Here is a 19,101-nt window from a genome sequence, read left to right as displayed (position 1 = left end):
CATGGGACACAGCCGCGCTCAGTCGGTTCCGCGCGCCCGCCCGGCATGAAATTGCGCCACAAAAGCGGGGAACGTATCCGCTTCAATGGCCGCACGCATGTCCGCCATCAGGATCTGGTAATAGCGCAGGTTGTGGATGGTATTGAGTTGTGCGGCCAGAATCTCGCCAGCCCGGAACAAATGATGCAGATAGGCACGGCTGAAATTGCGGCAAGTGTAGCAGTCGCAGGTTTCATCCAGAGGACGTTTGTCCTGTCGATGTTTGGCGTTCTTGATCTTGATATCACCGTAGCGCGTAAACAACATACCGTTACGCGCATTACGGGTCGGCATCACGCAATCGAACATATCAATGCCCTGCGACACGCCATACACCAGGTCTTCCGGTGTGCCCACGCCCATCAGATAGCGTGGTTTATCCACCGGCAAATGCGGCGCGGTAAAGGCCAGCACACGGTAGAACTCTTCACGCGGTTCACCGACAGAGAGGCCGCCAATGGCCATGCCATGAAAACCGATATCGTTCAGTGCGCCCAAAGACTCCATGCGCAGGTCTTCATGCATGCCGCCCTGCACAATCCCGAACAGCGCATTGGGGTTTTCCAGCCGGTCAAACTCGCTACGCGAACGGCGCGCCCAGCGGGCTGAAAGCCGCATGGAGTCGGCGGCCTGTTTGTGGTCAGCCGGGTACGGCGTGCATTCATCAAAGATCATGACGATGTCGGAGTTCAGCACGCGCTGAATACGCATGGATTCTTCTGGCGTCAAAAAGAGCTTGTCGCCATTGACCGGGCTCTGGAATTTGACGCCCTCCTCCGTGATCTTTCTAAGGTCACCCAGGCTGAACACCTGGAAACCACCCGAATCGGTCAGGATGGGTTTCTCCCAGCCCATGAACTCATGCAAGCCACCAAACTGGTTCACGACCTCCAGGCCCGGGCGCAGCCACAGGTGGAACGTGTTGCCCAGAATGATCTGTGCCGAAATCTCATTGAGATCGCGCGGGGTCATGGCCTTGACCGTACCGTACGTACCCACCGGCATGAACACGGGGGTTTGCACTACGCCATGGTTGAGGGTGACTTGACCGCGACGGGCGCCACCGCTGGTGGTTTTCAGTTCAAATTGCAGGCCGCCAGGCACTGCCTGATTTGGAGTCGACATATTATTAGATACCTTTCGCAACCGGAAAACAGTCCAGCGCGGATGGGTTGAACAATGGACAACGCCAGACAAGCGGTATTTCACCGGTCTGCGGGCATTGCCGAAAGGCGTGATTCTACCGGGTTTGTTTCTCTAACAGCATGGCATCGCCGTAGCTGAAGAAGCGGTACTCGTTGGCAACCGCATGCTTGTATGCATCCATCATGACGTCGTAACCGGCAAACGCCGCCACCAGCATCAGGAGCGTGGACTTGGGCAGGTGAAAGTTGGTCACCAGCCGGTCAACCACTTTGAACTCGTAGCCTGGCGTGATGAAGATATCGGTGTCCCCCTGCGGTTGAGCCAGCAAGCCGTGCTGGCTAGCCGCTTCCAGTGCCCGCAAAGAAGTGGTCCCGACCGCAATGATGCGCCCGCCAGCAGCTTTGGCCGCTTTGAGTTGCGCCACGGTTTCGTCGGCGATCACATAACGCTCAAAATGCATTTTATGTTCAGCGATATTATCGACGCGGACCGGCTGGAAGGTGCCCGCGCCCACATGCAGCGTGAGAAACGCGGTCTGGATGCCCTTGGCGCGCAAATCTTCCAGTACGGCCTCGGTAAAATGCAGGCCGGCGGTTGGCGCAGCCACTGCACCAGGATCACGCGCATAGACTGTTTGATAACGCTTGGCGTCTTCTTCATCCGGCACGTGGGTAATGTACGGCGGCAGCGGCAACTGGCCAGCCGCATCCAGAATATCCAGCACCGGCGTATCTGCTTCGAACTCCAGCAAGAACAGATCTCCCTGCCGCTCGACCATGCGCGCGCGCCAGCCGCCGTTAAAGATCAGCGTGCTGCCCGGCTTGGGCGATTTGGAAGAACGCACGTGCGCCAGCGCGCGATGGGCATCCAGAACCCGTTCAATCAATGCCTCAATCTGGCCACCACTCTCTTTCTGGCCAAACATGCGGGCCTTGATCACCTTGGTGTCGTTGAACACCAGCACGTCACCCGAGCGCAAAAAACGGCCAAGTTCTGCGAACGTGCAATCTTCCCGTGTCATGCCGTCTACATGCAGCAAACGGCTGCCGCCACGCGTTTGTGGGGGGAATTGCGCGATCAGATGCTCGGGCAAGTCATAGTCAAAATCAGATAACTGCATGAAAAACACTCATTCATCGCTGTAATAAAGTTACGGGATTATATCAGCATCAACCGGGCGCAAGCCGCGCCGTGCTTCATTGAAACCGCTTTTCAAACAACTGTTTTACCGCAAAAATGCGGCTAATTTCGTCGAATTTGCTGGACAACACCCATGTAGCTCGGCAAACTCCCGCCGATGACAGGGAACACTCGATCCGGGGCGACCATGACGCAAGGCCGAAAGATACTGGTTCTGCACGGTCCCAACCTCAATCTGCTCGGGGTGCGCGAACCGCAACATTATGGTGCCGATACACTGGCTACCATCAATGCCCGTTTAGTTGAACAAGGCACCCTCGCCGGTGCCACGGTCGAGACATTCCAGTCCAATCGCGAGTTCGAGTTGATCGAGCGCATTCACGCAACGCTGGACGATGGCACTGACTTTATCGTCATCAATCCCGCCGCGTTCACGCATACCAGCGTGGCGCTGCGTGACGCACTTTCCGGCGTCAAGAAGCCATTTGTGGAAGTGCATCTTTCCAACGTTCACGCCCGTGAATCGTTTCGGCATCACTCGTACTTTTCCGATCTCGCTGTCGGCGTGATCTGCGGGCTCGGCGCCAGGGGTTATGAATACGCCCTGACGTTCGCGCTCTCCCATACCGTCAAGACGTCGTAGCGCGACGTCTTTCGTTCCAGACACCATTTAATTTCAAGAAGGGTTGCCATCAATGGACTTGCGCAAACTCAAAAAGCTGATCGATCTCGTCGAGGAATCCGGCATTGCCGAACTTGAAGTGACCGAAGGCGAAGAAAAAGTTCGCATCACCCGTGTTAATCAGGCAATTGCCCCGACTTACCTCGCTCAAGCGCCGCAAATCCAGTTGCCGGCCGCTGCTGCCGCTGCACCTGCTGCTGCTGCCGGCGATGCCGCACCGGCTGCCGCCCCTGTACAGGAAGGCACCCCGGTCAAGTCGCCAATGGTTGGCACGTTCTATCGTGCACCGAGCCCGGGCGCCAAGAATTTCATCGAAGTGGGCCAGCAAGTGAACGCCGGCGACACGCTGTGCATCATTGAAGCCATGAAGCTTCTGAACGAAATTGAAGCAGAAGTCAGCGGCACCGTGAAGGCTGTGCTGGTTGAAAACGGCCAGCCGGTTGAATTCGGCGAACCGCTGTTCATCATTGGATAATTCTGTGAGGTGTGCGGTCGCTGACCTGGCCACGAGCCGGTTTGCGACCAAAATCTCTCACTTCTCACGGAGTTGAGCCATGTTTGACAAGATTCTGATCGCCAACCGCGGCGACCAGCAGCCGCAAGGCTGCGCAGCGGCGAAGCCAGATTGCGCGGCGGCCGCAGGCCGTAAGAGCGATTTTACCGCGGGAGGCACCCATGTTTGACAAGATTCTGATCGCTAACCGCGGTGAAATCGCTCTGCGTATCTTGCGCGCCTGCCGCGAGATGGGCATCAAAACCGTGGTCGTCCATTCCGAGATCGACCGCGAAGCCAAATACGTAAAGCTGGCCGATGAATCGGTATGTATCGGCCCGAACCCGTCCGCCCTGAGTTACCTGAATGTGCCGTCGCTGATTGCGGCTGCCGAGGTCACAGAAGCGCAAGCCATTCACCCGGGTTACGGCTTTTTGTCTGAAAACGCCGACTTTGCCCAGCGCGTGGAAGAGTCCGGCTTTGTGTTCATTGGCCCCAAGCCTGAATCCATCCGTTTGATGGGTGACAAGGTATCGGCCAAGAACGCCATGAAGGCCGCCAAGGTCCCTTGCGTACCCGGCTCTGATGGCGCCCTGCCGGACGACAACACCGAGGTCATGAAGATTGCCCGCAAGATCGGCTATCCAGTGATCATCAAGGCCGCTGGCGGCGGTGGTGGTCGTGGCATGCGCGTGGTGCATGACGAAAACGAACTGTTGCGCTCGGTCGAAATGACCAAGTCCGAAGCAGGCGCGGCCTTCGGCAACCCCACCGTGTACATGGAAAAGTTTCTGGAAAACCCGCGTCACGTGGAAATCCAGATTCTGGCCGACACCCACGGCAATGCCATCTATCTGGGCGAACGCGATTGCTCCATGCAGCGTCGCCACCAGAAAGTGATCGAAGAAGCGCCGGCGCCTGGTATCACCGAAGCCCAGCGCAAAAAGATCGGTGAAGCGTGTGCCGATGCGTGCCGCAAGATTGGTTACCGTGGCGCTGGTACATTCGAATTCCTGTTTGAAAACGGCGAGTTCTATTTCATTGAAATGAACACCCGCGTGCAGGTGGAACACCCGGTGACCGAAATGATCACTGGTGTGGACATCGTGCAGGAACAGATTCGCGTGGCAGCCGGCCTCAAGCTCAACTACACGCAAAAAGATATCAAGCTCAAGGGCCACGCCATTGAGTGCCGTATCAATGCCGAAGACCCGCTCAAGTTTGTACCGAGCCCAGGCCGCATCACCACCTGGCATACGCCGGGCGGGCCCGGCGTGCGCGTGGATTCGCACGTGTATCAAGGCTACTTTGTACCGCCGAACTACGACTCCATGATCGGCAAGATCATCACCTACGGTGACACGCGTGAGCAGGCCATGGCCCGCATGCGCATTGCACTGTCGGAAATGGTGGTACAGGGCATCAACACCAACATTCCGCTGCATCAGCAGTTGTTGGTCGATGCCAACTTTGCCAAGGGTGGCACCAGCATTCACTATCTGGAACACAAGATGCCGGAAATCCGCGCCTTGCTGGAAAACCAGGTGGGTTGACCGGTCTGATATAGACCCCCAAAAAACGGAGCTTCGGCTCCGTTTTTTGTTTTGGGCAATGCCACACTCGACAAGGAAAAACCCGGATAGCGTTGCAGATCAGCGTGCTGCAGTGAGAAAATGGTCATTTGGTCCTAAGGCAGCATCATGTCCTGGCAAGAACTTCGTATCGAAACCGATTCCCGGCATGCCGAGGCGTTATCTGACGCCCTGTTTGATCTCGGTGCGCTCTCCGTATCGATCGAGGACGCCACCGCCGGCACCGCTGAAGAAAAACCTATTTTTGGCGAACCGGGCGAGCCGCTCGAACAATTGTGGGAAAAGAGCATTGTCGTCGCCCTGCTGGAAGACGGCGCTGCGCCCGAATTCCTGGTCGCAGCGGCCGCTAACGCCGTCGGTATCGCCAATCCGCTGTATGTGGTGCAGATTGTGGAAGAACAAGACTGGGTGCGCCTGACGCAATCCCAGTTTGATCCGATCCATATCTCGGATCGGCTCTGGATCACCCCCACCTGGCATGAATCGCCTGATCCGCGCGCCATCAATATCGTGCTGGATCCGGGTCTGGCCTTTGGCACCGGTAGTCACCCCACCACCCGCTTGTGCCTGCGCTGGCTGGACAACAACATCCAGCAAGGCGAAACCGTACTCGACTATGGTTGTGGTTCCGGCATCCTGGCCATTGCTGCGCAAAAACTGGGCGCGGGCGAAACCCATGGCGTGGATATCGACGCACAAGCCATGGTGGCATCACGCCAGAACGCCGAGCAAAACAATGTGCAGATCAGCTTCTATCTGCCGGATGCCGCCCCGCAACGCCAGTACGATGTGGTGATTGCCAATATCCTGACCAATCCGCTCAAGACCCTGGCCCCGCTACTGGCCGGCCGCGTGCGTGCTGGCGGGCATATTGCGTTGTCCGGCATTCTGGTAGAGCAAACCGAAGAGATCATCGCCATCTACGGCGTGTGGTTCAACTTCTTGCCAGCCTCGGCAGACGATGGTTGGGTGTGCCTGTCCGGCACGCGCAAGGCAGACTAAGCCCTACGCGCTTCACAAAAAACAGGCAACCACGGTTGCCTGTTTTGTTTTCCGGGGACTGTTGTCGCTTTAAACATACATTTAATATGCAATTATCATCCGGTTTGTCTGGCGTCAACCCAGCCGAGCCAGGCGGCTCGCACCATGATCTGGTCAACCCACAGTTCAGGAGCGGTTCTTATGTCTCGACCTACCTTGTTGTCTTGTCTGGTTATTGGCGCATTGACTCTTTCTGGCGCGGCCCTGGCGGCCGACGCCGACAACCTGCCCGTAGAACACCTCAAGCTGGTACCTCCGCCCCAGGTGCCGGCACCGATCACACGCACCACCCCTGCCAAAGTGGTGATCGACCTGACGGTAGAAGAACTCGAGAAAGAAATCGCTCCCGGTACGCGCTACACCTTCTGGACCTTTGGCGGCACTGTCCCTGGCAATATGTTGCGCGTGCGCGAAGGCGATACGGTGGAGCTGCACCTGAAAAACCTCGCCAGCAACAAACTGCCACATAACATTGATCTGCATGCCGTCAGCGGTCCGGGCGGTGGTGCAGCGCAAACACTGATTGCCCCGGGTAATCAGGCCAGTTTCAGCTTCAAGGCGCTCAATCCCGGTCTGTATGTCTATCACTGCGCCACCGCGCCGGTGGGCATGCATGTCGCCAACGGCATGTACGGCATGATCCTCGTCGAGCCCAAAGCCGGCATGGACAAGGTGGATCGTGAGTACTACGTGATGCAGGGCGATTTCTACACAACCGGGGCTTATCGTGCCGGCGGCCTGCAACCGTTTGACATGATGAAAGCCATTGATGAGAAACCCACCTACGTTGTGTTCAACGGCATGGATGGCGCGCTCACCGGCAAGAACGCGCTGACCGCCCATACCGGCGAGAAAGTGCGGCTGTACTTTGGCGCAGGCGGCCCCAACCTGGCCTCAAGCTTTCATATCATCGGCACCGTCTTCGACAAGGTCTACACCGAAGGCGGCGTGCATGCCCAGGAACAGGTGCAAACCACCGCCGTACCCGCGGGCGGTTCAACCATTGTCGAATTCACGCCACGCGTGCCGGGCAATCTGACCCTGGTGGATCACTCGCTCACCCGCGCCTTCAACAAGGGAGCGATCGGTATTCTGAGTGTGACCGGTGAAGATGATCCATCCATCTATGGCAAAGGCGTGATCACGCCGCTGGCCAGGTAAGGAGCCCCTCATGAAAACCCTCACATTGTTCATGCTGATCGCCCTTGGAACAGCAACCGCTACACCTGCGGCGGATATCCAGGCCGGCAAGGCAGTCTACGACCAGATCTGCGTGACCTGTCACATGGCCAAGGGCGAAGGTTTGCCCGGCGCCTTCCCGCCGCTGGCGCAATCGGACTACTTCAAGAAGGCCACCGACAAACAACTGGTCCACATTGTGAGTCAGGGCATCACCGGCGAGGTCGTGGTCAATGGTACGACGTTCAACTCCGTCATGCCCCCGCAAACGCTGACTGACCAGGAGACGGCGGATGTGCTGAACTACGTTTCTGTCCAGTTCAACGCGGGCAAACCACGCCTGACCGCCGCCAGGGTCCAGGCGTTGCGCGCCGGCAAATAGCATGGCTGCCCCGCAACTGACCCGCTGGCTGTCCGCTTGCCTGGTCAGCCTGACGGGGCTGGCCCAGGCCGCCGGGTACGTCGATTTGCCCGGCGGCGTCTTGCGCACAGCGTTACCCACCGACGGGCCCACGGTCACCGTCGCCACGTTTTCCTTGCGGCAGCAACCCGTCACCAATGCCCAGTTTGCCCTCTTTCTGGCCCGGCATCCGCAATGGCGGCGCGATCAAGTGGCCCGTCTGTTTGCAGGCGAACGTTATCTGGCCAACTGGCCCGATCCGGCACACTACCCCGCCGGTGCGGCACAAGCCCCGGTCATCGACGTGAGCTGGTATGCCGCCCGCGCCTACTGCGCCAGCGAGAATGCCCGCCTGCCCAGCTGGTACGAGTGGGAATTCGCCGCTGCGGCCAACGCGACCCGCCCAGACGCACGGGATGACCCTGCATGGCGCGCACATATCCTTGAATGGTACGCGCACCCGGCCAATGCCCCACTCGCCAACGTCGGTCAGGATCAGCCTGATGTGTATGGCGTGTATGACCTGCACGGACTGATTTGGGAATGGGTGGAGGATTACAACGGCTTGTTTGTCACTGCGGACAGCCGCAGCCAGGGCCAGCAAGGCTTGCTGGAAGCCTGCGGTGCGGCCGCATTGTCTTTGGGTGATCGCGACAACTACGCGGTACTGATGCGCATTGCCCTGCTTTCCTCACTCAAAGGCCCGGATGCGCTCCCCTCACTGGGGTTTCGGTGCGCCCGGGACATCAAGGAACCCCCTCATGACCTGCCTTAAAACCTGCTGCGCCCTGCTATTTGCTGCCACGCTCTTGCCCGCACTGGCCGACGACATGGTGAACATGCCCGATATGCCGGCTCACCACCACCCGGTAGACAACGCACCGGCGGTCTTGCCTGGGGACTCGGTATTTCAAGTCCCTGCGCCGCTGACTGATCAAGGTGGTCAACCCTTCAATCCCGCCCACGCGGCACCACCGGCTACGCTATTCACCGTGTTTTATGGCGACTGCCAATACGCCTGCCCGATCATTGTGGAAAATCTCAAGCAAACGGTCGCCGCACTTTCCACGACTGAGCGCAGCCGGTTACGGGTGGTGATGATCAGCCTTAACCCCGGCATTGATACGCCGGAAAAGCTGGCACAACTGGCGCAAAAGAACGCACTGGCCCCTGGACTTTTTTCCCTGGTGGTTGCCAAAGATGATGCGGATACGCGCTTGTGGGCCGCGGCACTGGGTGTGAAGTACCGGCGCGCGACCAACGGCGATATCAACCACTCGACCCGGCTCGTCATCACCAACCGGGCGGGCGTGCCAGTGGCCGATAACAGCACGCTGGCACCACGGCCAGACCCGGACTTCATGCAGGCATTGCATACGGCGTTGCAGTGATGTGCACCCGCTCAGGCATTTACTCGATGAAAAAAAAACCGGCCTGGGCCGGTTTTTTCTTGTCCCGCAAAGGTGGCTTAACCTTGCTGCACCTTGAAATCAATCACGATCTCACCGGGCTGGCGCGATACATAGCGGATATCGACCTGCTCGCCAAAATGCATCTCGATTTGCGAGAGCAAAGGCAATGGGTCATGGTCATTGCAAAAGCGCATGGTCTCACCGGGCTGCAAAGCGCTTAACGCACCAAAGATGGCCGCATGGCGAAAACGCTTGGCAATGCCCCGCGCATCAAACGGATAAACCCCTTCCGCAATCACGGGGATAGAACAATCATGAGACATGGCAAAACTCCCTGATAAAACGCTTCATACATAAAAAAACCGGGCATGCGCGCACGCCCGGTTACGGGGGATCAAGCTTTCTGGGGCACAACCTGCACCGCCGCACGGGGGCGGCTCAACAGGCGCAAGGCAAAGACGGCCAGGCAGAGCATGCCCAAGGTGAACACAATGTCCCCCGGCACCCGCATCCAGACCATGGCCTGCATGAAGCTGGAGTGGACAACCTCGGGCGAGCGGGCAAACCACAGCCCGTACTCCACGCTCTGCCAGGCTTGATAGATGCCGGATGGCAGCAACGCGAGGAACACCATCATCGCCAGACCGATGTTCAGCAGCCAGAACATGGGCTTGAGCCAGACATCCGACCAGTTGGCACGCGGCGCCAGGCCGCGCAGGCAGAACAGCATCAGCCCGATACCCAGCATGCCGTACACCCCAAAGAGGGCGGCGTGACCGTGTGCCGGGGTCATATTCAAGCCCTGCACGTAGTACAGCGAAATGGGCGGGTTGATGGCAAAGCCCAGCAAACCGGCGCCAACCGTGTTCCAGAAGCCCACGGCAACAAAGCACAGAATCGGCCAGCGCCAGGCAGCAACCCACGGTGCGGCTTTACTGCGCTGGTAATTGCGGTAACCCTCAAAACCCAGTAATGCCAGTGGCACCACTTCCAGCGCGGAGAACATGGCCCCCACTGCAATCACCGATGTCGGTGTACCGGTGAAATACAGATGATGCAGCGTACCCAGAATGCCCCCGAACAAGAACACGATGGTTTCCAGCACGATGGCGATGTTGGCAGTGCTGGTCCGGATCAACCCCAGGCGGGAGAAAATCAGCGCAATCACGGCGGTGGCAAAGACTTCAAAAAAACCTTCTACCCACAGATGTACCAGCCACCAGCGCCAGTATTCAATCATCGAGTAATGGGTACGTTGCCCCCACATCAGCGACGAGGCGTAAAAAAGCCCGATGCAGGTTGCCGCCACAAACACCATGGCAATCAATCCCCGGCTTTCCGAGGGTTTGCGTAGCGCCGGCCACAAAGCACGGCCCATCAACAGCAGCCAGAACAGCAGTCCGATAAACAACAGGATCTGCCAGAAACGACCCATGCTGGTGTAGGCCAGGCCCTGGTTGCCAAACCAGAAACTGAAATTGATCCCAAGGCGCTGCAAAGTCCCTAACCAGCCAAAGATCGTGGAACCGGCCACGACAAAGACCAGCGCGGCCAACAAAATATTTACGCCCAGCCGCTGGTATTTGGGCTCCTGCCCGGACAAAGCCGGCCCGATATACAAACCGGTGGCCAGCCAGGCCGTCGCAATCCATAACACCGCCAATTGGGTATGGATGGTCCGGCTCACCGTAAACGGCAGCACTTCTGCCAGCGGTATCCCAAAGAAACTGTGCCCTTCTACTGCATAGTGCGCGGTGATGACGCCCATCAGAACTTGCGTGATCATCAAGGCGATCACCACATAGAAATACTTCATGGTGGCGCGCATGGATGGGGTTGGCTTCAGATCAAACAACGGGTCTGATCCGGGCGGTGTGGGGTCCGCACCTTCGTGATGGGCGACATGAAACCACACCATGGCCGCAATGCTGGCAATCAGGCCGATCATGCTGGCAATGGACCAGATGCCGTTGCCGGTGGTGGGTACGTTGTCGATCAGCGGCTCATGCGGCCAGTTACTGGTGTAAGAGATATGCGTTTCTCCCGGTCGGTCTGTGGCACAAGCCCAGGCAGACCAGAAAAAGAAGGCCGGAATCGCTTGCAGGTCTTGTGGCTCCTTGAGCGAGCCCGCTGTCATGGCATATTGGTCCCGCAATTTGTCCAGCGCGGGGTCTGTACCAAACAAAGCGGTGTAATGCGCACTGATCTGGCGGATAACCGCGGCGCGATCGGCACTGACCCGTAGCGTCTTTGTCGCCGCATCCCAGGTATTGGTCCGCAAGGTGGACTTCATGCGGACATCAAGCGCACCCCGCGTTTGGGCATCCAGTTGGGCATAAGGCTTGTGGTACTGCCGTTGCGCCCAGTAGTCGCGCAGCGCCACGGCCTCGCGGTGCAGCCAGTCCGCCGACCAGTCCGGCGCAATGTAACTGCCATGTCCCCACACGGTGCCCAGTTGCTGGCCCCCCGCCGCCAGCCAGGCTTGTTGCCCGCGCTGGATTTGTTCGGCGGTGAAAACCACCTGCCCGTCAGTGGACAGGACCCGGTCCGGAATGGGGGGCGCGGCCAGGTAGATATCCCGCCCCAGCCAGCCCAGCGCGGCAAAAGACAAGAAAAACATGATGGCCAGCCAGCGCCATAACTTTTTCGACGACTGCATGAAGGTCTCCTGAATCAGCAAGGCGGGTGCCTTGTTTTATGCATTTTAAATACTTGTTTTTATAAGATGCAAATAAAATACATATTAACGGGCGTAAAAGAGCACCGCATTGAACGGTGCTTTGATATTGCTCAAACAACCTTGATCAAGTTGCCGGCTGCCTGACCGGAATCTCCGCCGGAACCACATGCAGCACCTTTGCCAGCGGCTTGGGATCGGTCAAAAGCGCGGCCAGGGTGTACTGATCCAGCACCTTGTACAAAGCCTCCAGCGCTTCTGCCAGGACAAATTTCAGGCGACAGACAGAGTCGATCCGGCATTCAGAATGCTCCCGGTCAAAGCACTCCACCAGCGGGCTGTCTGATTCGCTGGCCCGCACCAGTTCACCGATGTTGATGCGCTCCGTCGCCCGCGCCAGCCGCATACCGCCTCCTTTGCCCCGCACAGTCTCGATATATCCCTGGCGCGCCAGCCAGTTCACCACCTTCATCAGATGGTTGTCAGAGATTCCGTACGCTGTGGCGATATCGCTGCGCGTGGCCAGACCGTCGTCATTCACGCCCAGGTACAACAAGGTGCGCAAACAGTAATCGGTGAATACGTTCAGGCGCATGACGCTTCCTTAATATGCATTTTATATATTGATTATAGCGTTTCACGGTGCTAAGGTCAGGCTCATCTTCCCGACGGTAAAACCATCATGTCCAGCATCACTGTCGACGCCGTGCGTGACGCACTCAAAACGGTGATCGACCCGGAAATCGGCATCAATATTGTGGACCTGGGCCTGGTGTACCACGTTGATATCACCCCAGACACCATCAAGGTCATGATGACCATGACCACGCCCGCCTGCCCCATGGGCAACATGTTGCAAGAAGACGTGCACGATACGCTAGGCGCCCACTTTGGCACAACGCGCGCGGTAGAGATTGAACTGGTGTGGGAACCCTTGTGGTCGCCCGAACGGATGAGCGAATCTGCCCGCAGCCATTTCGGTTGGGATGGCTGACATGAAACGCGCTGCCCTGCCTCTGTTGCTGCTCGCCATTGGCAGCTTGCTGGCCGGCTTGTACGGTGGTCTGGCGCGCCTTGGGTTTGCGTTGCCAGTGGGTAATGGCGCGCTGGTCATTGACCATGGCAGCCTGATGGTCTGCGGCTTCTTTGGCAGTTTGATTGCGCTGGAACGCGCCATGGCGCTGCAGCGCGCCTGGGCCATGCTGGCCCCGGCACTGACTGCCAGTGGCGCACTGGTTTCACTGTTCTGGCCGGGCCCCGGCATGGCGCTGATGACTGCGGGTGCGCTGATACTGGCCCTGGCCAGTGTCAGGGTCTACCGCATGCAGCCGGCCCCGTTCAATGCCTTTCTGGTGCTGGCCGTTTCAGGCTTGCTGGGTGGCGACCTGGTGCTCTGGATCAGTCATGCACCGTGGTTGGCAGCACCGGGCTGGATGGTGTTTCTGGTACTCACCATTGCCGCAGAGCGGCTGGAACTGACCCGTTTACTGCCGCAAGCCGCACAGATTGCCCGGCGCGCCTGGTTGCCCCTCAGCCTGTTACTTGTCGGCGCCACGCTGGCGGTGTTCTGGTTTGCCGGCATTCTGGGGATGGGTTTGTTTTATGTGGCCTGCTGGCTGATCCAGAACGACATTGCCCGGCGCAATATCCGCCAGGTGGGCTTAACCCGTTACATTGCCGCTTGTTTGCTGAGCGGGTATGTCTGGCTGGCCCTGGCCGGTGCAATGCTGGCCGGGTATGGCACCCAGCCGTTCGTGCCGGGCCTGCCACATTACGATGCCGTGTTGCACATGGTGTTTCTGGGATTTGTGGTGGGCATGGTGTTTGGTCATGCCCCCATCATTATTCCGGCACTGACCGGCTGCCGCCTGCGCTACCGGCCGGTGTTTTATATCCCGCTTGCCGCATTACAAGTCACTTTGTTACTACGGGTAGCCGGGGACTTGGGACACTGGCCCGGTTTGCGCCAGGCCGGTGGTCTGCTCAATGCGGTCACCCTGCTCTTGTTTGCAGCGCTGATCCTGTTGAGCATTACCCGACGGGTGCCGGCTGGACCGCGCGCAGCAACTTCGGCAAACGCCAGCCCAGTGTCACCCCGCGCAAACCCATAAACAAGGTCATGGCCAACCACAGGCCGTGATTACCCCAAGCCTCTTGCAACAGCACGGCCAGCAACAAAAAACAGGCCGTGCAGACAAACATGCACAGCCTCAGGTCACGCGTGCGCGTTGCGCCGATATACACGCCATCCATCAAAAAGCCCCAGACCGACACCACCGGCATCAGCACCGCCCACGGCAGAAATTGGGCGGCGGCCGTACGAATGGGCTCCTGGTTGGTCAGCAGCACCACAATGTCATTCCCCGCTATGGCATAAACCAGCGTGAACACCAGCGCCAGCATGCCGGACCAAAGCGCACTGATGCGTATGGCCCGGATCAGCATGTCGCGCTGACGCGCACCGATGGCTTCCCCCGTGAGCGCTTCCACCGCGTGCGCCAGGCCATCCAGGCCGTAAGCCATGAAAGTCTGGAAGTTCATCAACAGCGCGTTGGCGGCCAGAATCACGTCTCCCTGACGCGCACCGGCATGGGCAAACCAGCCAAAACTGCCCAGCAGCAGCATGGTCCGCAAGAAGATATCGCGGTTGATCAGCGCCAGCCGCTTGAGTGGGGCGGCGTGCAGTAAATGCGCCAGCCGCAGTGGCGGCAAACCGCGCGGCAGCAAGCGCGCCAGGACCGCCAGACCAGCCAGAAAACCGGCCAGGTCAGCGCAGGCCGTCGCATAGCCAATGCCGGCAATCCCCCACTGCCACTGCCGCACAAACAACAGCACGGCCACCACGTTGACCAGATTGACCCACAGTTGCAGCGCCAGCGCCTGACGCACCCGTTGTACACCCAGCAGATAGCCCAATACCACAAAGTTGGCCAGCACCAGCGGTGCCGACCAGATACGGGCGTGCGTGTAAGTGATGGCATCCGCCTGGACGGTATACGTGCCCCCCAGCAACTGGATAGTGAAACCAATCAATGGCCCGCGCAGCAACAAGATGGCGACCCCAATCGCCAGCGCCAGCAACATGGCGCGCCACAGATTGTCACGCAAATCCTCAAGTTTTCTCGCCCCCCACGCTTGTGCCACCAGGCCGGTGGTGCCCATGCGCAGAAAACCGAAACCCCAGAACACAAAATTGAAAAACACCCCGCCGAGCGCTACACCGCCGATGGCCGAGGTGTCTGCCATATGCCCGGCCATGGCGGTATCTACCGCAGCCAGCAAGGGTTGTGTGAGGTTGGCCAGCGCAATGGGAATCGCCAGGCCGAGCACCCGGGCATGGGTTACCGGGCGGGTGGAAACAGTCATGACCATCAAGTTCCGCAGCAAAGTCAGGGCACACGATCATCGCATATTCCCCGGGTTACATCGCCTTGTTGCGTAATACGAGTGACAACCTGCCTGAGCCACCGTGACCAGTGCAACGTTACCAGCTAGAATCCCGCCCATGAGCTATATCACGCGCTGCCCCAACTGTCGCACCGCTTTCAAGGTGACCGAACCGCAACTGGCTGCCCACGGCGGCAAAGTGCGTTGCGGCAAATGTGCATTCATCTTTAATGCGCGCGATAGTCTGGAGGAACGTGTGGCGGAGAGCCCGGCACCGCAGGCTGCGCCGGTCAGCCCGGCAACACCGCCTCGCACGCCCGCGCCGGCTCCCGTTGCCGTGCCGGCACCTGCAGTGGAAACACCACGCCCGGCCCCTGTCGTCGCGCCAGAGCCCGCACCGCAACCGGCCCCTGTGCCGGCGCCGGTCTTCACACCGGTGGCTGCGCCAGCTCCGGTCTTTGTCCCGCAGCCGGCACCGGCTGTACCGGCTCCAGCACCCACGCCAATCGCCCCGGCGCCCGCGCCGTCCCTGCCCGCGCCAGAACCCGCCCCGGCGCCAGCCCCTGCGGAGACCATGCAGGAATGGCTGCAGAACGATTACGTGCAAGCCATTGCTGCTGTAGCCGCCGAGGCAGAAGCCAAAGATTACGATGACTACGTGGCAACACCGGAGCCCGCACCGGCCCCGGCGGCACTCGAACCCGCTCCGGCCCCGGCGGCACTCGAACCCGCTCCGGCGCCAGCTGTCCACCCTGAGCCCGCCTTCACGCCAGAGCAAGAAGACCCGGTATTTAGCGTGCCTTTGCAAACCTGGTCTGCAGAAGAACAGGAACGTGAGGGCTACCGGCCGATTCGCACGGCAGAAGACGAGGCCCTGCTGGCCTTGCCGCCAGACAAATCAAAGTGGCGTTATGCCGCGGTTCCGCTCGCCCTGTTACTGGTGATTGCGCTGATTGTGCAAGCGGGCATCCGTTACCGGAACGAACTGTCGGTCAATTTTCCGTGGTTGCGGCCGTCGCTGGCTTCACTCTGTCAGGTCACCGGGTGCGATCTGCCGTTGCCGCGCAACGCCGGCCTGCTGCGTTCTGACTATTCGGAACTGATTTTTGTGCCGGATCACCCGGAGCTGATCCAGCTATCTGCTTCGTTGCGCAATCTGGCGCCCTACGATCAGGCACTGCCGTCGCTGGAATTGACCCTGACCAATGCCCAGGAAGAAGTGGTCGCCAAGAAAGTATTTTCTGCGCGCGACTACCTGGTGACCAACGAGAAAAAGCGCAGCAGCCTGACGGTCAACGATGAGTTGCATGTCTTCTTGCAACTGGACGCGCACGGTCTGGGTGCCAGCGGCTATTCGCTGTACTGGTTCTACCCTTGACCGTGTATTGCCATGCTCTTGAAATGCGCGTCTGGTAGCCTCATTTGACAGGCTGTCCGCTTGCAACTTGCAGCAGGGCAACTACAAAAAATACATCAGCATCATCTACAAAGTGCCCCCGGCCGGCTTGCCCGGTCGGGACTCCCCTACTGCATGTTCCCTGGAGATTTTCATGTCCCAAGTGACCCTCGGCGGCAATCCTGTTCCCGTCAATGGCGCGCTGCCTGCTGTTGGTAGCCAGGCCAAGGCTTTTACCCTGGTGGGTAAGGATCTGGCTGATGTCTCGCTCGCCAGCTTTGCCGGCAAGCAAAAAGTGCTGAATATTTTCCCGAGCATTGATACCCCGACCTGCGCCACCAGCGTGCGCAAGTTCAACGAACAAGCCAGCAAGCTGCATAACACCGTCGTGCTGTGCATCTCTGCCGATCTGCCGTTTGCCCAAAGCCGCTTCTGCGGTGCCGAAGGCCTGGACAACGTGCAAACCCTGTCGCTGATGCGCGGCCGTGACTTCCTCAACGATTACGGCGTGGAAATCGCCGGTGGTCCGCTGGTTGGTGTGGCTGCCCGTGCCGTGGTGGTACTGGATGCCAACGACAAGGTATTGCACACCGAACTCGTACCGGAAATCGCCAACGAACCTGATTACGACGCTGCCCTGGCTGTGCTCAAGTAACCCAGTCATCGCCGTCCGGCATAGCTAAAAACGCCCGCAGAACGCGGGCGTTTTTCTTTATGGCGCCGTGTTGAAGAGGTTCAGCGCTGCGTATTGCAGCAGCATGATGGTCTTGCCATCCACAATCTCGCCAGTCTTGATCATGCGCATGGCCCGCTCAAACGGCAGTTCCAGCACCTCGATATCTTCACCCTCTTCTGCAATACCGCCACCGCCGGCAATACGGTTTGAGTCATCGTACTGCGCCACAAAAAAATAGAGCTTCTCGGTCACTGAGCCGGGGCTCATGAAGGCCTCAAACACCTTCTGCACTTCATGCACCTGATAGCCGGTTTCTTCTGCCACCTCCGCACGGATGCGCTCTTCCGGCGAGGCTTGATCCAGCAAGCCGGCGGCGGTTTCGATCAGCATGCCGTGATAACCGTTCACAAACGTCGGCAGGCGGAACTGCCGGATCAGCACCACGGTGTGTTTTTCCAGGTTGTACAACAGCAAGGTCGCGCCATTACCCCGGTCATAGGTTTCCCGACTCTGCCGCTGCCATTCGCCATTGGCGCGCTGGTAATCGAACGTGGTTTTTCTGAGGACGTACCAGTCATCTGACAAAACTTTCACATCGACAATCCGTACACGGTCTGCGGTATTGCTCATGAACATCTCCTGGTTTGCTTTAGCCTTTTTTCACGCTATCATGCAGTTTCGTGAAATAACAAGAAATTTCGTGCAAACGAAAATATTGAGGACACTATGCTGACCAGTCAGCGCAAGCAATACCTGCTGGATATCCTGCAACGTGATGGCCAGATTCAGGCCAAAGCGGTCAGCCAGGAACTGGCCTTGTCAGAAGACACCATCCGCCGGGATCTGCGTGAACTGGCGGCAGAGGGCAAATTACAACGGGTTCATGGTGGCGCCTTGCCAGCATCTCCTGCGGTGGGCGACTTTACCCAGCGCCAGAACGTGGCTACCAGCGGTAAAGCCGCCATCGCCCAGGTGGCCGCACACATGATCGAGCCAGGCCAGATTGTGTTGCTGGATGGGGGCACAACGGCGGTACAAATCGCCCGTAGCCTGCCACCAGGTTTGCACTGCACCGTGGTCACCCACAGCCCCAGCGTGGCCGTGGAGCTGGTCCATCATGCGGGCGTTGAGGTGGTCATGATTGGCGGGAGACTGTTCAAGCATTCCGTGGTGAATGTCGGTGCCTCTGCCATCGAGGCTATGGCCCACATCCGGGCGGATCTGTTCTTCATGGGCGTCACCGGCGTGCATGCCGAAGCCGGCCTGTCCACGGGTGACCTGGAAGAAACCTACATCAAACGGGCGCTGATGGCGCGGGCGGCAGAAACTTATGTGCTGGCGTCCGAGGAAAAGCTTAACGCCGCCTCCGCGTATGTGATTGCCAAGGTGCGCGATGTGGCGGGCGTGATTGTGAACAAGGAAGCAAACGGCGCGGCGCTGGCAGGGTTACGGGCGGCGGGGGTGAATCTGCTGGTGGCGTGAGAGGCCTGCCAGCAAAGGGGCCGGCGAAGCCACGAATGGCAAGCCGACACCGTAGCCCGGATGAAGCCGGGGGCGGGAGCCCGGGATTGCGCCACTCGCAAAATCGATGCCCCGCCATGGCGCTCATCCCTCCTGCACCGCAAAACCGTTCCTGCAAATATCGCCACCCCGGATTCCCGCCTGGCGGCTCCATTCGGGCTACAACACTGGTGACGTGAGAGGCGGCCGGCCGCTAGAGAGGCTTGCCAGCAAAGGGGCGGTGAAGCCACGAATGGCAAGCCGGCACCGTAGCCCGGATGAAGCCGGAGGCGGGAATCCGGGATTGCGCCACTCGCAAAATCGATGCCTCGCCATGGCGC

General features: G+C 59.0%; 21 protein-coding genes. 14 read left to right on the top strand and 7 right to left on the bottom strand.

Translation table 11 applies throughout. The features are described 5' to 3' along the window. Positions 1-18 precede the first annotated feature (18 nt). Positions 19-1,164: a tRNA guanosine(34) transglycosylase Tgt gene (gene tgt / locus HNQ50_RS17195; protein WP_184102440.1), complete on the bottom strand. Its 1,146-nt coding sequence runs from the start codon at positions 1,162-1,164 to the stop codon at positions 19-21. 115 nt (positions 1,165-1,279) lie between these two features. Continuing rightward, a complete protein-coding gene (gene queA / locus HNQ50_RS17190) occupies positions 1,280-2,305 on the bottom strand; it encodes a tRNA preQ1(34) S-adenosylmethionine ribosyltransferase-isomerase QueA (RefSeq protein WP_184102439.1) in 1,026 nt (341 codons plus the stop codon). A 207-nt stretch (positions 2,306-2,512) separates the two neighbouring features. Here queA and aroQ point away from each other — a divergent pair, with 207 nt between their 5' ends. The 9 genes from aroQ (at position 2,513) to HNQ50_RS17155 (ending at position 9,103) form a co-directional block, all read left to right on the top strand. Then, entirely contained in the window at positions 2,513-2,968 is a 456-nt protein-coding gene (gene aroQ / locus HNQ50_RS17185) for a type II 3-dehydroquinate dehydratase (protein WP_221303236.1), read from the top strand. A 52-nt stretch (positions 2,969-3,020) separates the two neighbouring features. After that, the gene (gene accB, locus HNQ50_RS17180) at positions 3,021-3,482 is read left to right on the top strand and encodes an acetyl-CoA carboxylase biotin carboxyl carrier protein (protein WP_184102437.1); all 462 of its coding nucleotides are present in this window, start codon (positions 3,021-3,023) and stop codon (positions 3,480-3,482) included. A 79-nt stretch (positions 3,483-3,561) separates the two neighbouring features. Continuing rightward, positions 3,562-3,690: a hypothetical protein gene (locus HNQ50_RS22400; protein ID WP_281386217.1), complete on the top strand. Its 129-nt coding sequence runs from the start codon at positions 3,562-3,564 to the stop codon at positions 3,688-3,690. After that, positions 3,683-5,053, top strand: coding sequence for an acetyl-CoA carboxylase biotin carboxylase subunit (accC, locus tag HNQ50_RS17175; RefSeq protein WP_184102436.1), 1,371 nt, complete (start codon positions 3,683-3,685; stop codon positions 5,051-5,053). Before HNQ50_RS22400 ends, accC begins: the two co-directional genes overlap by 8 nt. Before the next feature lie 147 nt (positions 5,054-5,200). After that, the gene (gene prmA, locus HNQ50_RS17170; RefSeq protein WP_184102435.1) at positions 5,201-6,094 is read left to right on the top strand and encodes a 50S ribosomal protein L11 methyltransferase; all 894 of its coding nucleotides are present in this window, start codon (positions 5,201-5,203) and stop codon (positions 6,092-6,094) included. A 180-nt stretch (positions 6,095-6,274) separates the two neighbouring features. Beyond that, entirely contained in the window at positions 6,275-7,294 is a 1,020-nt protein-coding gene (nirK, locus tag HNQ50_RS17165) for a copper-containing nitrite reductase (protein WP_246428769.1), read from the top strand. A 10-nt stretch (positions 7,295-7,304) separates the two neighbouring features. Continuing rightward, entirely contained in the window at positions 7,305-7,694 is a 390-nt protein-coding gene (locus tag HNQ50_RS21975; RefSeq protein WP_221303234.1) for a c-type cytochrome, read from the top strand. A gap of 1 nt (position 7,695) precedes the next feature. Beyond that, complete coding sequence (locus tag HNQ50_RS17160) at positions 7,696-8,487, top strand: formylglycine-generating enzyme family protein (protein ID WP_184102434.1); 792 nt, start codon at positions 7,696-7,698, stop codon at positions 8,485-8,487. Further along, entirely contained in the window at positions 8,474-9,103 is a 630-nt protein-coding gene (locus HNQ50_RS17155; protein ID WP_184102433.1) for an SCO family protein, read from the top strand. The genes HNQ50_RS17160 and HNQ50_RS17155 overlap by 14 nt, the downstream gene beginning before the upstream one ends. A 77-nt stretch (positions 9,104-9,180) precedes the next feature. Here HNQ50_RS17155 and HNQ50_RS17150 read toward each other — a convergent pair whose 3' ends face one another. The 3 genes from HNQ50_RS17150 to HNQ50_RS17140 all read right to left on the bottom strand — a co-directional run bounded on the left by HNQ50_RS17150 (position 9,181) and on the right by HNQ50_RS17140 (position 12,396). Next, entirely contained in the window at positions 9,181-9,447 is a 267-nt protein-coding gene (locus tag HNQ50_RS17150; RefSeq protein WP_184102432.1) for a DUF2249 domain-containing protein, read from the bottom strand. 71 nt (positions 9,448-9,518) lie between these two features. Then, the gene (locus tag HNQ50_RS17145; protein ID WP_184102431.1) at positions 9,519-11,783 is read right to left on the bottom strand and encodes a nitric-oxide reductase large subunit; all 2,265 of its coding nucleotides are present in this window, start codon (positions 11,781-11,783) and stop codon (positions 9,519-9,521) included. Between the two features lie 145 nt (positions 11,784-11,928). After that, a complete protein-coding gene (locus HNQ50_RS17140) occupies positions 11,929-12,396 on the bottom strand; it encodes an Rrf2 family transcriptional regulator (RefSeq protein ID WP_184102430.1) in 468 nt (155 codons plus the stop codon). A gap of 87 nt (positions 12,397-12,483) precedes the next feature. On the opposite strand from HNQ50_RS17140, the gene HNQ50_RS17135 reads away from it, so the two are divergent. After that, positions 12,484-12,795 carry a metal-sulfur cluster assembly factor gene (locus HNQ50_RS17135; RefSeq protein ID WP_184102429.1) on the top strand — a complete coding sequence of 104 codons (312 nt, stop codon included), beginning with the start codon at positions 12,484-12,486 and terminating at the stop codon, positions 12,793-12,795. Position 12,796: 1 nt separating this feature from the next. Continuing rightward, entirely contained in the window at positions 12,797-13,912 is a 1,116-nt protein-coding gene (locus HNQ50_RS17130) for a DUF8744 domain-containing protein (RefSeq protein ID WP_184102428.1), read from the top strand. Here the strand turns inward: HNQ50_RS17130 and HNQ50_RS17125 are convergent. Next, positions 13,833-15,167, bottom strand: a complete 1,335-nt coding sequence (locus tag HNQ50_RS17125; RefSeq protein ID WP_221303233.1) for an MATE family efflux transporter — start codon at positions 15,165-15,167, stop codon at positions 13,833-13,835. The genes HNQ50_RS17130 and HNQ50_RS17125 overlap by 80 nt on opposite strands. Before the next feature lie 139 nt (positions 15,168-15,306). Between HNQ50_RS17125 and HNQ50_RS17120 the strand changes: the two genes are divergently transcribed. Together HNQ50_RS17120 and tpx are read left to right on the top strand one after the other, a co-directional pair. After that, positions 15,307-16,566, top strand: a complete 1,260-nt coding sequence (locus tag HNQ50_RS17120) for a DUF3426 domain-containing protein (protein WP_184102596.1) — start codon at positions 15,307-15,309, stop codon at positions 16,564-16,566. A gap of 172 nt (positions 16,567-16,738) precedes the next feature. Further along, complete coding sequence (gene tpx / locus HNQ50_RS17115) at positions 16,739-17,239, top strand: thiol peroxidase (protein ID WP_184102426.1); 501 nt, start codon at positions 16,739-16,741, stop codon at positions 17,237-17,239. A 57-nt stretch (positions 17,240-17,296) separates the two neighbouring features. Here tpx and nudK read toward each other — a convergent pair whose 3' ends face one another. Continuing rightward, positions 17,297-17,890, bottom strand: a complete 594-nt coding sequence (gene nudK, locus HNQ50_RS17110; RefSeq protein ID WP_184102425.1) for a GDP-mannose pyrophosphatase NudK — start codon at positions 17,888-17,890, stop codon at positions 17,297-17,299. 96 nt (positions 17,891-17,986) lie between these two features. On the opposite strand from nudK, the gene HNQ50_RS17105 reads away from it, so the two are divergent. Then, positions 17,987-18,742: a DeoR/GlpR family DNA-binding transcription regulator gene (locus HNQ50_RS17105; RefSeq protein WP_184102424.1), complete on the top strand. Its 756-nt coding sequence runs from the start codon at positions 17,987-17,989 to the stop codon at positions 18,740-18,742. The last annotated feature ends 359 nt before the right edge of the window (positions 18,743-19,101 follow it).

Source organism: Silvimonas terrae (genome assembly GCF_014202765.1).
Taxonomy (GTDB): domain Bacteria; phylum Pseudomonadota; class Gammaproteobacteria; order Burkholderiales; family Chitinibacteraceae; genus Silvimonas; species Silvimonas terrae.
This window is presented reverse-complemented; position numbering and strand designations above follow the sequence as displayed.